This window comes from Pseudomonas sp. OG7, from assembly GCF_014192825.1.
Classification (GTDB): domain Bacteria; phylum Pseudomonadota; class Gammaproteobacteria; order Pseudomonadales; family Pseudomonadaceae; genus Aquipseudomonas; species Aquipseudomonas monteilii.
On sequence record NZ_JACHYK010000008.1, the window covers coordinates 186,114 to 202,451 of the forward strand.

Annotated in this window: 10 protein-coding genes; 5 read left to right on the top strand and 5 right to left on the bottom strand. The window is 64.1% G+C overall.

Annotated elements, in window-relative coordinates:
• Window positions 1–30: 30 nt before the first annotated feature.
• The 3 genes from glgB to FHW75_RS20385 form a co-directional block, all read right to left on the bottom strand.
• Window positions 31–2,241 carry a 1,4-alpha-glucan branching protein GlgB gene (glgB, locus tag FHW75_RS20375; RefSeq protein WP_019096699.1) on the bottom strand — a complete coding sequence of 737 codons (2,211 nt, stop codon included), beginning with the start codon at window positions 2,239–2,241 and terminating at the stop codon, window positions 31–33.
• The gene (gene treS / locus FHW75_RS20380) at window positions 2,238–5,558 is read right to left on the bottom strand and encodes a maltose alpha-D-glucosyltransferase (RefSeq protein ID WP_183674415.1); all 3,321 of its coding nucleotides are present in this window, start codon (window positions 5,556–5,558) and stop codon (window positions 2,238–2,240) included. Before treS ends, glgB begins: the two co-directional genes overlap by 4 nt.
• Window positions 5,559–5,620: 62 nt before the next feature.
• Window positions 5,621–7,639, bottom strand: coding sequence for an alpha-1,4-glucan--maltose-1-phosphate maltosyltransferase (locus tag FHW75_RS20385; protein WP_089230024.1), 2,019 nt, complete (start codon window positions 7,637–7,639; stop codon window positions 5,621–5,623).
• A gap of 139 nt (window positions 7,640–7,778) precedes the next feature.
• On the opposite strand from FHW75_RS20385, the gene FHW75_RS20390 reads away from it, so the two are divergent.
• Entirely contained in the window at window positions 7,779–7,940 is a 162-nt protein-coding gene (locus tag FHW75_RS20390; protein ID WP_177408870.1) for a hypothetical protein, read from the top strand.
• Window positions 7,941–8,018: 78 nt separating this feature from the next.
• Here the strand turns inward: FHW75_RS20390 and FHW75_RS20395 are convergent, their stop codons facing one another.
• Entirely contained in the window at window positions 8,019–9,701 is a 1,683-nt protein-coding gene (locus FHW75_RS20395; RefSeq protein ID WP_025753427.1) for an AMP-binding protein, read from the bottom strand.
• 322 nt (window positions 9,702–10,023) lie between these two features.
• Here FHW75_RS20395 and FHW75_RS20400 point away from each other — a divergent pair, with 322 nt between their 5' ends.
• Genes FHW75_RS20400 through FHW75_RS20415 form a run of 4 tightly spaced genes read left to right on the top strand, consistent with a single transcriptional unit; the run spans window position 10,024 to window position 15,582 of the window.
• Complete coding sequence (locus tag FHW75_RS20400) at window positions 10,024–11,187, top strand: isovaleryl-CoA dehydrogenase (protein WP_016711544.1); 1,164 nt, start codon at window positions 10,024–10,026, stop codon at window positions 11,185–11,187.
• A 19-nt stretch (window positions 11,188–11,206) separates the two neighbouring features.
• The gene (locus tag FHW75_RS20405) at window positions 11,207–12,814 is read left to right on the top strand and encodes a carboxyl transferase domain-containing protein (protein ID WP_016711545.1); all 1,608 of its coding nucleotides are present in this window, start codon (window positions 11,207–11,209) and stop codon (window positions 12,812–12,814) included.
• A 3-nt stretch (window positions 12,815–12,817) separates the two neighbouring features.
• Window positions 12,818–13,633: a gamma-carboxygeranoyl-CoA hydratase gene (locus FHW75_RS20410; protein ID WP_027608777.1), complete on the top strand. Its 816-nt coding sequence runs from the start codon at window positions 12,818–12,820 to the stop codon at window positions 13,631–13,633.
• Entirely contained in the window at window positions 13,630–15,582 is a 1,953-nt protein-coding gene (locus FHW75_RS20415; RefSeq protein ID WP_025753424.1) for an acetyl/propionyl/methylcrotonyl-CoA carboxylase subunit alpha, read from the top strand. Before FHW75_RS20410 ends, FHW75_RS20415 begins: the two co-directional genes overlap by 4 nt.
• A gap of 33 nt (window positions 15,583–15,615) precedes the next feature.
• Here FHW75_RS20415 and FHW75_RS20420 read toward each other — a convergent pair whose 3' ends face one another.
• A complete protein-coding gene (locus tag FHW75_RS20420) occupies window positions 15,616–16,323 on the bottom strand; it encodes a S24 family peptidase (protein WP_025753422.1) in 708 nt (235 codons plus the stop codon).
• Window positions 16,324–16,338 lie beyond the last annotated feature (15 nt).

Sequence of the window (16,338 nt, forward strand, 5' to 3'; positions counted from 1 at the left end):
GCCTGCGAAAGGGCCAGTACCAACGACAGATCAAGCGGGCTTCATTACCAATACCCCGAGCGGCGGCAAGTTGAGAGCCAATGACAATGGCTGCCCATGGCTAGCCACCTCATCACTGGCCACCGCCCCCAGATTGCCCACATTCGACCCGGCATACAGCTCGGCATCACTGTTCAACAACTCCTGCCAACGCTCGCCAAACGGCACGCCAATCCGATACCCCTCACGCGGCACCGGGGTGAAGTTGGCCACCACCAGCACCGGCTCGCCACTGCTGCTCCAGCGCAGCCAGGCATATACGCTGTTCTGCGCATCATCACCGATCAACCACTGGAAGCCCTGCGGCTGACAGTCCTGCTCATGCAGTGCGGGCACCTCGCGGTACAGCCGGTTCAGATCGCTTACCAGCCGCTGCACACCTTGGTGCTCGGGGTACTGCAACAGATACCAGTCCAGTTCGCTGTCATGGTTCCACTCACGCCACTGGCCGAACTCGCAGCCCATGAACAGCAGCTTCTTGCCCGGGTGCGCCCACATGAAGGTGAGGTAGGCACGCAGGTTGGCGAACTTCTGCCAGCGGTCGCCGGGCATCTTGTCGATCAGCGAATGCTTGCCATGCACCACTTCGTCGTGGGAGATGGGCAGGATGAAGTGCTCGGAGTAGGCATAGATCAGCCCGAAGCTCATCTCGTTGTGGTGGTAGGTGCGGTGCACCGGGTCGTTCTGGATGTAATGCAGGGTGTCGTGCATCCAGCCCATGTTCCACTTGTAGGCAAAGCCCAGCCCGCCTTGCTGGGTCGGCTGGCTGACACCAGGCCAGGCGGTGGATTCCTCGGCGATGATGAGCGCGCCCGGGGCCTCGTGGGCGGCCACGCCGTTGAGGTGGCGGATGAAGTCGATGGCTTCCAGGTTCTCGCGCCCGCCGTAGCGGTTGGGCACCCACTCGCCGGCCTTGCGCGAGTAATCGCGGTACAGCATGGAAGCCACCGCATCGACCCGCAGGCCGTCGATGTGGAAGTGCTTCAACCAGTGCAGGGCCGAGGCCATCATGAAGCCGCGCACTTCGTTGCGGCCCAGGTTGTAGATCAGGGTGTTCCAGTCCTGGTGGTAGCCTTCCAGGGGGTTGTCGTATTCGTACAGGGCGGTGCCGTCGAAGCGCGCCAGGCCGTGTTCATCGGTGGGGAAATGCGCGGGCACCCAGTCCAGCAGCACGCCAATGCCGCCCTGGTGGCAGGCATCGACGAAGGCGGCGAAGTCCTCGGCACTGCCGTAGCGAGAAGTAGGCGCGAACATCGACAGCGGCTGGTAGCCCCAGGAGCCGCCGAACGGGTGCTCCATGATCGGCAGCAGTTCGATGTGGGTGAAGCCCAGTTGCTGCACGTAAGGCACCAGGCGCTCGGCCAGTTCGCGCCAGTTGTAATAGCGCCCGACTTCGCCCGCTTCATCGAGCTCGCAGCGCCACGACCCGGGGTGCAGCTCGTAGATCGACAGCGGCGCGTTGTAGGTATGGCGCTGCGCGCGCTGTGCCATCCAGTCGTGGTCCTGCCAGTCGTGGCTCAGCGCATGGGCAACCTTGGACGCGGTGCTCGGCGGCAATTCGGTGGCGCGGGCCAGCGGGTCGGCCTTCAGCGGCAGAATCCCCTCCTTGCCCAGCACCTCGAACTTGTAGGTTTCGCCCACGCCCAGGCGCGGCACGAACAGCTCCCACACCCCGGCGCTGTGGCGCAGGCGCATGGGGTGGCGGCGGCCGTCCCAATTGTTGAAATCACCGACGACCGACACCCTGCGGGCATTGGGCGCCCACACCGAGAAGCACACGCCGTCGATGCCCTCGACCTGGATCGGCTGGGCGCCGAAACGCCCGGCCAAATCGCGGTGGTTGCCCTCGGCGAACAGGTACAGGTCCATGTCGCCAAGCTGTGGGCCAAAGCTGTAGGGGTCTTCAGTCACCTGCTCGCCGCCGGCCCAGCCGATGTGCAACAGGTAGGGCTGTGCCTCATCAAGGTGCGCGCTGAACAACCCGGGCAGGCTACCCTGCTCCATTTCGGCGAGGATGCGCCCGTCATGCCGCGCCAGGATGCGCACATTCAGGGCATTGGGCAGAAAGGCGCGAACAACCTGCCCGCCCGCGCCGTCGCCATGGGGGCCGAGTACCGCAAATGGATCGGCGTGTTCGGCGCGGGCCAGGGCGTCGAGGTCCCGTTGCCGAAGGCCACCGTTTTCACGCGTTGTAACGTTCATTCTGACTCTCCCCAGGTACTGATCAGTCCATGCAGGCCATGCAAAGGCACGGCCAGCCAGCTTGGACGGTTCTCGGCTTCGTATGTAATTTCGTAGGCGGCTTTTTCCAGGCAGAACAGTTCCAGTGCGGCGCGCTCGCCCTGGGTCTGTTGCCAGGCATGGGGCATGGCGGCGGTGGCCAGGCCATAGGCTTCGACGAAGGCGTGGCGCGACTGATGCAGGTACTGCCGGGCAACCCGCTGACGCGCCTGGCGCGCCGGGCCGGAAAGGTCGACCGCAGACGCGCTGCGCAAGATCATGGCAGCAGCATAGTCGAAGGATCGCAGCACGCCGCTCACATCCTTGTACGGGCTGTGTTTTGCCCGTCGCGCCTCCAGCGGCCGGGCCGGTTCGCCTTCGAAATCGATCAGGTAGGCATCGCCCTGCACCACCAGCACCTGGCCCAGGTGCAGGTCGCCGTGCACGCGCATCAGCAGGCCACCCTGGGCCTGCACGGCCAGCTGGCTAATGTGTTCGGCAAGGCCGTCGCGTTGTTGCTGCAGGTCGTCGACCAAGGCCTGGCTGTCGCTGTCAAGGTTGTCGCGATGCTGGGCCAACAAGTCGAGGGCACGGGTCAGTTCGGCGCTGATCTGGGTGGCCCAGTGCTGGCTGTCGCTGGCATCGCTGGGGCGCGTGCGGAACGCCTCATCGTCAGAGGGTGCCGCCAACAGCAGATGCATTTCACCCAGGCGCTGGCCAAGCAAGGCCGCGAAACCGCTGAGTTCGGCGAGCGCGTCGGTGTGCGGCTCGGCATCATTGGCGGTGGGCTCCATCTGGTCGCGGATCGCCCGCTCCAGGGTGTTCTGGGTCCAGGCCCAGGCATCGCCCTGGTTGTTCAGGTAGCCCTGGGCAATCATCAGCAAATGGGGCGCATGTTGTTCGTCCACCCGGCTGACCCAGGCCAGCAACGGCGAGATATTGGCAAAGCCGGCAGCGGTGAGGTAGGCACTCATTTCCAGTTCGGGGTGGATACCCGGGTTGACCCGGCGGATCAGCTTGAGCACCACCCGGTCGCCGATCACCACCGAGCTGTTGGACTGTTCGGCGCTGAGGTAGCGCACTGCACTTTCGTCGTTCAACGCCAGGCCTGCCAACGGCTCCGTGCTTTCGAAACGCAGCTCACCCTCGCCGTTGCCACACGACAGGCGCATGCCCTCCTGGCAGGCGCGCAGCACGGCGCGGATGAAGGGTTCGAGGACGAAGGCATCGGTGATCAGGCCGACCTGATGGGCGCGGCGCACCCGCGACAGGGCCAGTTGCTGCGGCAGCGCGGTGTTGATGTCCTCTTCGCGCAACAGGCCGAACGGCAGCTGATACCGATTGGCCGTGCCGTCGCCGAGCACTTCGATTTCGCTGAGCAGAACTGGCGTGGTGGCGGTGCCGAAGCGTACGCCATAGCACAGCCTGACTGCGTCGATTGGCCCTTCCTTGCCGGCGAACCAGCGCCGTTTTGGCAAGTATTGCGGCAGGATGCTGTTTTGAAGGGTGTCGCTTGACGGAGCTTCCAGCAATTCTTCCATGCGTTTGCGCAGCACTAGCGTAGTCAATTCGGGTAACCCCTCGGTGGCCTGAACGTGCCAGCTGGGCATGCGGTCGTGCGAGGCCAGCAGGAACCAGTAGAAGGCATAGGGTGGCAAGGTGAGCAGGAACGGTAACTGGCCAATCGGCGGGAAGGCGCTGCCGCCGAGCATCTCCACCGGTACTTTGTCGGCGTAGTGTGACAATTCCAGTTCGGCGGCCTGGGCGGCACGGGAAACGTTGGCCACGCACAGGATCACCTCGGTATTGCCATCGGCATCGGTGTGCTCGCGGATATAGGCGAGGATACGCCGGTTGCTGGGCGTGAGCGTGCGCAAGCTGCCGCGACCAAAGGCCTTCTGCTGCTTGCGCACCGCCAGCATGCGCCGCGTCCAGTTCAGCAGCGAATGCGGGTCGTGGCTCTGGGCTTCGACGTTGACGGTCTGGTAGCCGTACAGCGGGTCCATGATCGGCGGCAACACCAGGCGCTGCGGGTCGGCGCGCGAAAAGCCGCCGTTGCGGTCTGGCGACCATTGCATGGGCGTGCGCACGCCATCGCGATCACCCAGGTAGATGTTGTCACCCATGCCCAGTTCGTCGCCGTAGTACAAGGTCGGCGTACCGGGCATCGACAGCAGCAAGCTGGTGAGCAGCTCGATACGCCGGCGGTCACGCTGCAGCAGTGGCGCCAGGCGCCGGCGGATGCCTAAGTTGATGCGGGCGCGGCGGTCTTCGGCGTAGTAGTTCCACAGGTAGTCGCGCTCGCGGTCGGTGACCATTTCCAGGGTCAGCTCATCGTGGTTGCGCAGGAAGATCGCCCATTGGCAGTTGGCGGGGATTTCCGGCGTCTGGCGCAGAATGTCGGTGATCGGAAAACGATCTTCCATGGCCAGGGCCATGTACATGCGCGGCATCAGCGGGAAATGGAAGGCCATATGGCACTCGTCGCCTTCGCCTTCGCCGAAGTACGGGCGGGTGTCCTCGGGCCACTGGTTGGCCTCGGCCAGCAGCATGCGGTCGGGGTAGTTGGCGTCGATTTCGGCGCGGATGGCCTTCAGGACATCGTGGGTTTCGGCGAGGTTTTCGTTGTTGGTGCCGTCACGTTCGATCAAATAGGGGATGGCATCCAGGCGCAGGCCGTCGACGCCCAGGTCGAGCCAGAAACGCATAACGCCGATCACCGCCTTGAGCACTTGGGGATTGTCGAAATTGAGGTCGGGCTGGTGCGAATAGAAGCGGTGCCAGAAGTACTGGCCGGCGACCGGGTCCCAGGTCCAGTTGGACTTTTCGGTGTCGAGAAAGATGATGCGCGTGCCGTCGTATTTCTGGTCATCGTCCGACCACACGTAGAAGTCCCTTGCCTTGCTGCCGCGCTTGGCATGGCGGGCACGCTGGAACCACGGGTGCTGGTCGCTGGTGTGGTTGATGACCAGTTCGGTGATCACCCGCAGGCCGCGCTTGTGGGCCTCGGCGATGAAACGGCGGGCGTCTGCCAGGCTGCCGTAATCAGGGTGCACGGCCTTGTATTCGGCGATGTCGTAGCCGTCGTCGCGCCGTGGCGAGGGGTAGAACGGCAGCAGCCACAGGGTGTTGACGCCCAGCTCGGCGATGTAGTCGAGCTTGCTGATCAGGCCGGCGAAGTCGCCGATGCCGTCGTTGTTCGAATCGAAGAACGACTTGATGTGCAGCTGGTAGATGACGGCGTCCTTGTACCACAGCGGGTCGTCGATGAAGGCTGCCGGGCGGGAACGCTTGGCCATGGGTGACTCCTTTCATTTTCCTGGTTCTTCGCGATCCTTGTAGGAGCGGCCTTGTGCCGCTCCTACAAGGCTTTTTCGATACGCCAGATACCGAATGGCTGGTGCCAGGGTTCGATGCGCATGAACTGGGTCTTGCCATACCACGACCAGCGGTGGCCGTTCATCAGGTCTTCGCCATGGGTTTCGGCGTTGTCGTCCAGGCCCAGCTCCCACAGCGGCAGCTCGAAATGCGCCTCTTGGGCGTTGTGCGGGTCGAGGCTGATTGCCACCAGGATGTAGTTGTCACGATCGGGCGTGCGTTTGGCGAAGTACAGGATGTTGTCGTTCCAGCAGTTGAAGAACGCCACGCCCAGGTGGGTTTGCAGCGCGGGGTTCTGGCGGCGGATGCGGTTGAGCTGGGCGATCTCGGCAATGATGTTGCCAGGCTGGGTGAAGTCCCGTGGGCGGATTTCGTATTTCTCCGAATCCAGGTACTCCTCCTTGCCCGGCAGCGGCGTGCCTTCGCACAGCTCGAAGCCCGAATACATGCCCCACAGCCCCGAGCCCATGGTGGCCAGTGCGGCGCGGATGAGGAAGCCGGCGCGGCCGGAGGTATGCAGGAAGTACGGGTTGATATCCGGCGTGTTGACGAAAAAGTTGGGCCGGTAGCACTGGCTCCACGGCGGCTGGTTGAGCTGCTCGTAGAATTCGCGCAGCTCCTGTTTGGTGTTACGCCAGGTGAAATAGGTATAGCTCTGCGCATAGCCGACCTTGCCAAGCCGCGCCATCATGGCCGGCCGGGTGAAGGCCTCGGCAAGGAAGATCACGTCCGGGTGCCGGGCGCGCACGTCGGCAATCAGCCATTGCCAGAACGGCAGCGGTTTGGTGTGCGGGTTGTCGACGCGGAAGGTTTTTACGCCCTCCTCCACCCAGCCGATGATCACATCGCGCAGGGCCAGCCACAGGCCAGGCACTGCGTCGGGGGCGTAGAAGTCGACGTTGACGATGTCCTGGTACTTTTTCGGCGGGTTCTCGGCATAGCGGATGGTGCCGTCCGGACGCCAGCTGAACCAGCCCGGGTGCTCCTTGAGCCAAGGGTGGTCCTGAGAGCACTGGATGGCGAAGTCGAGGGCGATTTCCAGGCCGTGCTCGGCCGCCGCAGCCACCAAGCGGCGGAAGTCGTCGCGGCTGCCCAGTTGCGGGTGGATCGCGTCATGGCCACCTTCGGCGCTGCCGATGGCGTAAGGGCTGCCCGGGTCGCCCGGCTGGGCCGTGAGTGCGTTGTTGCGGCCTTTGCGATGTTGCATGCCAATGGGGTGGATGGGCGGAAAGTACAGCACGTCGAAGCCCATGTCGCGGATCATCGGCAGGCGTTCGTGCACATCATTGAACGTGCCGTGGCGCTTGGGGTCGTCAGTGATCGAGCGTGGGAACAACTCGTACCAGCTGGCAAACTGGGCTGCCGGGCGGTCGACATCAACGGGAAATTCACGGCTGCGGGCCAGGTAGCTGCGGTGCTCGGCTTCGCTCATCAGGCGTGCCGTTGTGGGATCGAGGAACAGCGCCACCTGGTCGTCAGCGCCCAGCGTGGCTAGGCGTTGCTGCGTGGCTTGCAGTTCTTCCCGCAGGGCACCGTTGCACAGGTCGATGCCTTTGCCCAGCATCAACCGGCCCTCTTCCAGCTCCAGCGTTACCTCGACACCGGCGTGGTACTTTTTCTCCAGGTCGTGGCAGTAAGTAGCGTAGGGGTCGACCCAGGCTTCGATGCTGAACAGGTGGGGGCCCAGCTCGGAGGGGGTGAAGTCGGCCAGCCAAAGGTCATTGCCTGGTGACTGCATGGGCACGCAATGCCAGCGGCGGCTGTTGGCCTGGCGCCAGTTGAGCATCACCGCCAGGCGGTCGTGGCCATCGCAATAGACTTTGCTGCTGACCGCCACCGGCTGGCCGCTGATGGCCTTGGCCGCGAAGGTGCCTGCTTCGAGCACGGGTTGGGTGTCTTCGATCACGATACGCGGCGCCAGCAGCGCCTGGGACAAGCTGATGGCCTGATCCGCATGATCATTCGCCGTGGGCACGCTCTCAAAGGGCTCGTTACGTGACATCGACCTTGCTCCCTCAGGCTGGTGGCGGTAAGGGTTCAGAGCCGGGCACAGGCGTGGGGTTCAAAAAAATTGAGCGAACGGCAGCTACGCGAAGTCGAAGCCTGCAGCACCTCTTCATTCACCCACGCGAGGTCAGGCCATGAACATTCCCATTCCACCGGAAACCCCCGATCCCAACATCGACGACCCCAGCTTGCCGCCGCGCATGCCGGAAGAAGAACCGGACGAGCTGCCGATCAAGCCGACTGTGCCACCGACGGTGGGCGACCCGCCGAGCCAGGAGCCACCGGTGAAAGCCTAAGGGTAGACCACTATCTTGTGCTGGCAGGGCCGGCCCTTTCGCGGCTAAAGCCGCGAAGAGGCCGGTTGAGCCCATGCATCAACCAGCCGTTGCAGCCGAAATCTCCGCCACACTGATCTCCCGCATGCGGAACTTCTGCACCTTGCCCGTCACCGTCATCGGGTATTCGTCAACGAAACGGATATGCCGTGGCACCTTGAAGTGTGCAATGCGTGCCTTGCACCAGCCCTGCAGCTCCTCCACGGTGGCGCTGTGCCCGGGGTGCAGCTTGATCCAGGCCACAATCTCTTCGCCGTATCGGCTGCACGGAATGCCGATCACCTGCGCATCGGCCACCGCCGGGTGGGTGTAGAAGAACTCTTCCAGTTCACGCGGGTAAATATTCTCGCCGCCGCGAATGATCATGTCCTTGTTGCGCCCGACGATGCGCACGTAACCGTGCGCGTCCATCACCGCCAGGTCGCCCGAGTGCATCCACCCCGCCGGGTCGATGGCGTCCGCCGTCGCTTGGGGGTTGTTCCAGTAACCCAGCATCACGCTGTAACCACGGGTGCACAGCTCGCCGATCTCACCGCGCGGGACGATGCAGCCGTCGGCGTCCACCAGCTTGTTCTCTAGCTGCGGCTGGGTGCGGCCGACGGTAGTCACGCGTAGCTCCAACTCATCGTCGGGGCCGGTTTGCAGCGATACCGGGCTGGTTTCGGTCATGCCATAGGCAATTTGCACTTCGGCCATGTGCATCTGGTCGATGACCCGGCGCATGACTTCGATCGGGCAAGTGGCGCCGGCCATGATGCCGCTGCGCAGGGTCGACAGGTCCATGCCTTGGCGAGCCGGGTGATCGAGCATGGCGATGAACATGGTCGGCACGCCGTACAGGATGCTGGCACGCTCCTCGGCCACGGCGCGCAGGGTGAGTTCGGCGTCGAAGGCATCGTTGGGGTAGATCATGGTGCTGCCGTGGGTGATGCAACCGAGGTTGGCCATGACCATGCCGAAGCAGTGATACAGCGGCACCGGGATCACCATGCGGTCGCGCACGGTCAGGCCCAGGCTTTCGCCGACCATGAAGCCGTTGTTGAGGATGTTGTAGTGGCTGAGCGTGGCGCCCTTGGGCGCGCCGGTGGTGCCGGAGGTGTACTGGATGTTCACCGGCTGGTCGCACTGCAGGCTTTGCTGACGAGCGGTGTAGGCCTCTGTCGAGGTCTGCCCTGCCCTCTCAACCAGCGCTTGCCAAGGCAGGAAGCCGCCAGGCGGGTTGGCCGCCAGACTGATGACCCCGCGCAACTCGGGCAGGCATTCGCAGGCCAGTTCGCCTGGCGTGGCACTGGCCAGCTCCGGCGCCAGTTCCTGGACCATGGCGTGATAATCGGAGGTCTTGAAGGCATCGGCGCACACCAGCCAGCGGCAGGCGGACTGGCGCAACACGTATTCCAGTTCGCCCACGCGGTAGGCGGGGTTGATGTTGACGAGAATGGCGCCGACCTTGGCGCTGGCCAGTTGCAGGACGCACCACTGCGCGCAGTTAGGTGACCAGATGCCGACCCGGTCCCCGGTGTTGACGCCCAGGGCCATCAGGGCGCGGGCATGGGTATCGACCTGCTCGGCCAGCTGTCGCCAGCTGTAGCGCAAGCCCTGATGACGCGACACCAGCGCCTCGCTGTCAGTACAGCGGGCCACCGTGGCATCGAAGGCCTGGCCGATAGTCTGGGTCAGCAAGGCTTGGTCCTGGCGACCGCGGGTATAGCTCGGTTGACTCATGGGTGTCCCTTCTTGTGGTTGTTCTGGGCACGGCTGAAGCAGCGGGAATACTCTGGCGCAGATTTACGTTTACGTAAAGGTGACGACTGGATTGACAGCAACCCTCCGCAGGTTTACGTTAACGTAAAGGTGATGAACGACACCCACTTGCAGGCAGCGCGCCGAACTCTGTGGGAGCGGGCTTGCCCGCGAATGCGATCGATCAGGCAATGACGGTGACCCTGCCGACGCATTCGCGGGCAAGCCCGCTCCCACAGGGGTCGGGGGTTGGATCCGCAAGCTACGGTGTAACCCAATTTCAAGAACAAGAAGGTGCCCCAGCATGCATTATCCCTCCCTGAACTTCGCCCTGGGCGAAACCATCGACATGCTCCGCGACCAGGTCCGCGCCTTCGTCGCGACAGAACTGGCCCCGCGCGCCGCACAAATCGACCACGACAACCTGTTCCCTGCCGACATGTGGCGCAAGTTCGGCGACATGGGCCTGCTGGGCATCACCGTGTCGGAAGAGTACGGCGGCGCTGGCCTGGGCTACCTGGCCCACGTGGTGTCGATGGAAGAAATCAGCCGTGGCTCAGCCTCGGTGGCACTGTCTTACGGCGCCCATTCCAACCTGTGCGTCAACCAGATCAACCGCAACGGCACCCATGAGCAGAAGCTCAAGTACCTGCCCAAGCTGATCAGCGGCGAGCACATCGGCGCGCTGGCCATGAGCGAGCCCAACGCCGGCTCCGACGTCGTGTCGATGAAGCTGCGTGCCGAGAAGCGCGGCGATCATTATGTGCTCAACGGCAGCAAGACCTGGATCACCAACGGCCCCGACGCCAACACCTACGTGATCTATGCCAAGACCGACCTGGACAAAGGCCCGCACGGCATCACCGCCTTCATCGTCGAACGTGACTGGAAAGGTTTCAGCCGCAGCAACAAGTTCGACAAACTGGGCATGCGCGGCTCCAACACCTGCGAGCTGTTCTTCGACGGTGTGGAAGTGCCGCAGGAGAACATTCTCGGCCAGCTCAACGGTGGCGTGCGCGTGCTGATGAGTGGTCTGGACTACGAGCGCGTGGTGCTGTCCGGCGGCCCGACCGGCATCATGCAAAGCTGCATGGATCTGGTGGTCCCCTACATTCATGACCGCAAGCAGTTCGGCCAAAGCATCGGCGAGTTCCAGCTGATACAGGGCAAGATTGCCGACATGTACACCCAGCTCAACGCCAGCCGTGCCTACCTGTACGCCGTGGCCCAGGCTTGCGACCGTGGCGAGACAACCCGCAAGGACGCCGCCGGGGTCATCCTGTACACCGCCGAACGCGCCACGCAAATGGCCCTGGAGGCGATCCAGATTCTCGGCGGCAACGGCTACATCAACGAATTCCCGGCCGGCCGCCTGCTGCGCGACGCCAAGCTGTACGAAATCGGTGCCGGCACCAGCGAAATCCGCCGGATGCTGATCGGCCGCGAACTGTTCAACGAAACCCGCTGAACATAAAGGACGGGCGCACATGGCTACCTTGCACACCCAGATCAACCCGCGTTCGGCGGAGTTCGCCGGCAACAGCGCGGCCATGCTTGAACAGGTCCAGGCCCTGCGCGGCCTGCTTGCCCAGGTGGCCCAGGGCGGCGGGCCCAAAGCCCAGGAGCGGCATACTTCACGCGGCAAATTGCTGCCACGCGAGCGCATCGACCGCCTGCTGGACCCAGGCTCGCCGTTCCTCGAAATCGGCCAGCTGGCAGCCCATGAGGTGTACGGCGAAGACGTGCCGGCTGCGGGCGTGATTGCGGGTATCGGCCGCGTCGAAGGCGTGGAATGCATGATCGTGGCCAACGACGCCACGGTGAAGGGCGGTTCGTACTACCCGCTGACGGTGAAAAAGCACCTGCGCGCGCAGGCCATCGCCCTGCAAAACCGTCTGCCATGCATTTACCTGGTGGACTCGGGCGGCGCCAACCTGCCGCGCCAGGACGAAGTATTCCCGGACCGCGAGCACTTCGGCCGGATCTTCTTCAACCAGGCCAACATGAGCGCGCAGGGCATCCCGCAGATCGCCGTGGTAATGGGTTCGTGTACCGCTGGCGGTGCGTATGTGCCGGCCATGGCCGACGAAGCGATCATGGTACGCCAACAGGCAACGATCTTCCTCGCCGGCCCACCGCTGGTAAAAGCCGCCACCGGTGAGGTGGTCAGCGCCGAAGACCTCGGCGGCGCCGATGTGCACTGCCGCACCAGCGGCGTGGCCGACCACTATGCCGACAACGACGAACACGCCCTGGCGATCGCCCGGCGCAGCGTGGCCAACCTCAACTGGCACAAGCTGGGCAAGCTGCAGCGCCTGGCCCCGGTGGCGCCGCTGTATGCGGCCGACGAGCTGTATGGCGTGGTGCCGGCCGATGCCAAGCAGCCGTTCGATGTACGTGAGGTGATCGCTCGGCTGGTCGATGGCTCGGTGTTCGATGAGTTCAAGGCGCTGTTCGGCACCACCCTGGTGTGCGGTTTCGCCCACCTGCATGGCTACCCGGTGGCGATTTTGGCCAACAATGGCATCCTGTTCGCCGAAGCCGCGCAAAAAGGCGCGCACTTCATCGAACTGGCCTGCCAGCGCGGCATCCCGCTGCTGTTCCTGCAGAACATCACCGGCTTCATGGTCGGCAAGAAGTACGAAGAAGGCGGCATCGCCAAGCACGGTGCCAAGTTGGTGACCGCCGTGGCCTGCGCCCAGGTGCCCAAGTTCACGGTCATCATCGGCGGCAGCTTCGGCGCCGGCAACTATGGCATGTGTGGCCGCGCCTACGACCCGCGTTTCCTGTGGATGTGGCCCAACGCACGCATTGGCGTGATGGGCGCCGAACAGGCCGCAGGCGTGCTGGCCCAGGTCAAGCGCGAGCAAAGTGAGCGTAGCGGCCAGCCGTTCAGTGCCGAGGACGAGGCCAGGCTCAAGCAGCCGATCCTCGACCAGTACGAGCACCAGGGCCACCCCTACTACTCCAGCGCTCGCCTGTGGGACGACGGCGTCATCGACCCGGCACAAACCCGCGACGTGCTTGGCCTGGCGTTGTCTGCCGCGCTGAACGCGCCGATCGAACAGAGCCGCTTCGGCATTTTCCGGATGTGACCCATGAGCGATTTCAGCACCCTCGAAGTGATCCGCGACCCACGCGGTTTCGCCACCCTGTGGCTGAGCCGCGAGGACAAGAACAACGCCTTCAATGCGCAGATGATCCGCGAGCTGATCGTGGCCATCGACCAGTTGGCCGAGGACGCCAGCCTGCGTTTCGTGCTGCTGCGCGGCCGTGGCCGGCACTTCAGCGCCGGCGCCGACCTGGCCTGGATGCAGCAATCGGCGCAGCTGGATTTCAACACCAACCTGGATGATGCCCACGAACTGGGCGAACTGATGTACGCCCTGCACCGCCTCAAGGCCCCTACCCTGGCCGTGGTGCAAGGTGCAGCCTTTGGCGGCGCGCTGGGCCTGATCAGTTGCTGCGACATGGCCATTGGCGCCGAAGACGCCCAGCTGTGCCTGTCGGAAGTACGTATCGGCCTGGCCCCGGCGGTCATCAGCCCGTTCGTGGTCAAGGCGATGGGGGAACGCGCCACACGCCGCTATGCCCTCACTGCCGAGCGTTTCAGTGGCGTGCGGGCCCGCGAGCTGGGCTTGTTGGCGGAGGTGTATCCGGCCAGCGAACTGGACGCTCAGGTCGAGTCTTGGGTAACCAACCTGCTGCAGAACAGCCCGCAGGCGTTGCGCGCCACCAAGGACCTGCTGCGCGAAGTGGACGACGGCGAACTCAGCCCGGCCCTGCGTCGCTACTGCGAGAACACCATCGCCCGCATCCGCGTCAGCGCCGAAGGCCAGGAAGGCCTGCGCGCCTTCCTGGAAAAACGCCGCCCCGCCTGGCAAACCGATGACAAGAAGGAGCCGCGCCCATGAGCCGCCCCGTTTTGACCACCCTGCTGGTCGCCAACCGCGGCGAAATCGCCTGCCGGGTAATGCGTACCGCCAAGGCCATGGGCCTGACCACCGTCGCCGTGCACAGCGCCACCGACCGTGACGCACGGCACAGCCGCGAAGCGGATATCCGCGTTGACCTGGGCGGCACCAAGGCCGCCGAAAGCTACCTGCTGGTCGAAAAACTGTTGGCCGCCGCCAAGGCCAGTGGCGCCCAGGCCATCCACCCGGGCTATGGCTTCCTGTCCGAGAACGCAGGCTTCGCACGCGCCATCGAACAGGCCGGGCTGATCTTCCTTGGCCCACCGGCCAGCGCCATCGATGCCATGGGCAGCAAGTCGGCAGCCAAGGCGCTGATGGAGGCTGCCGGGGTGCCGCTGGTGCCGGGCTACCACGGTGAAGCGCAGGACTTGGACACCTTCCGCGCCGCTGCCGAACGCATTGGCTACCCGGTGCTGCTCAAGGCCAGTGCCGGCGGCGGCGGCAAGGGCATGAAAGTGGTCGAGGAAGAAAGCCAGCTCGCCGACGCCCTGGCTTCTGCCCAGCGTGAAGCACAGTCGTCGTTCGGCGATGCGCGCATGCTGGTTGAAAAGTACGTGCTCAAGCCTCGCCACGTAGAGATCCAGGTGTTCGCCGACCAGCACGGCAACTGCCTGTACCTCAACGAACGCGACTGCTCCATTCAGCGCCGCCACCAGAAAGTGGTCGAAGAAGCCCCTGCTCCCGGCCTGTCACCTGAACTGCGCCGGGCCATGGGTGAGGCGGCAGTACGCGCAGCCCAGGCCATCGGCTATGTAGGAGCCGGTACCGTAGAGTTTCTGCTCGACGCTCGCGGTGAGTTCTTCTTCATGGAGATGAACACCCGCCTGCAGGTGGAACACCCGGTCACCGAGGCCATCACCGGCCTGGACCTGGTGGCCTGGCAGATTCGCGTGGCCTGCGGTGAGGCGTTGCCGATTACCCAGGAACAGGTGCCGCTGATCGGCCACGCCATCGAAGTGCGCTTGTATGCCGAAGACCCGGCCAACGAATTCCTGCCGGCGACCGGCAAGCTGGCGCTGTACCGTGAGTCGGCGCCGGGTGAAGGCCGGCGGGTGGACAGTGGGGTCAGTGAAGGTGACGTGGTGTCGCCGTTCTACGACCCGATGCTGGGCAAGCTGATCGCCTGGGGCGAGGACCGCGAACAGGCCCGCCTGCGCTTGCTGGCCATGCTCGACGAGTTCGCCATTGGCGGGCTGAAAACCAACATCGCCTTCCTGCGCCGCATTCTGGCCCACCCGGCATTTGCTGACGCTGAGTTGGATACCGGCTTCATTCCGCGTCACCAGGAGGTGTTGCTACCAGCGCCAAACGCACTGCCGGCCAGCTTCTGGGAGGCAGCAGCCGAAGCCTGGCTGCAATGCCAGGCCGGGCATCAGCGTGAGGACGACCGCCGTTCGCCGTGGGGTGAGCGCAACGGCTTGCGCTTGGGCCTGCCGGCACGCACCAGCCTGCACTTGGTAAGCAGCGGGCAGGACCAGGCGGTTGCCCTGGAGCGCAGCGCTACGTCCACCTACCAGCTGGTGGGCGAACAGCTGGTGCATGACCAGGCCGGTGTGCGCCGCCAGCACCTGGCGATCCGCCGGGGTGGCACGCTTTACCTGCACTGGGATGGCGAGATGCACGCCATCGAGGCCTTCGACCCGATTGCCGAAGCCGAGGCCAGCCACAGCCATCAAGGCGGCTTGGGCGCGCCCATGAACGGCAGCATCGTGCGGGTATTGGTCGAGCCGGGGCAAGTGGTGGAAGCAGGTGCCGCGTTGGTGGTGCTGGAAGCCATGAAGATGGAGCACAGCATTCGTGCGCCGCATGGCGGGACGGTGAACGCGTTGTTCTGCCAGGAAGGGGATATGGTCAGCGAAGGGACGGTGCTGGTCGAGCTGACAGAGTGAGGTCAGCGGGGGCTGCTTTGCAGCCCCTTCATTCTAGAAGGCACCGTGCACTCGCACGACCACTCCGAGAAACTCGCAACCTTCTTCACAGAGCAGCGTCGGGTAGTTGTTATTGAGGGCCTTCAGGTACCGCTGCCCGCCGTCCTCAGCCAACTCGCGAAAAATCGCGGGTTTGCCCGGCTGACGAGCGATAACCAAACGCCCCGCCTCAACCTCCACCCCAGGATCAACCAGCATCCGCATGCCCTGTGGCACACTGCGACCACTGACGGCGCTCATCGCGTCATTCTCAACTGTCAGCCAGAATGCTTTGCCTTGGGCCAGGTAATCCGTCTGTTCGAACACGCTGGGCTCCTCAGCATCTGTAGCACCCAACTCACTCCAGTCCTTGACCGGGTAGCGGAAACACACGATGTACTGCATGAGGTCCAGGTCGTCCTCGGCATCATCCACCCCGTAGGCGCCACGCTCCTCGCCAACCTGGCCCTGAATGCGCAGCTGCAGACTGACGTTGTAATGGGGCATGCCAATTTCGACAAACGTGCGGTTCATCGACTCGATCTTCGGCTGACGCCGCTTGTTCACCCAATGCCCCACACTGCCTTGAGACACACCAACGCGCTCGGCAAGCTGCTCCTGGGTGAGCCCTAGCTCCTCCATCCGGTCGCGGACGAGGGCAATCCATTTATCCATATTCATCGCTGGCACGATACGGACTGCCTTCAGGCGCTCAATAAACATTCAGTATTATTTATC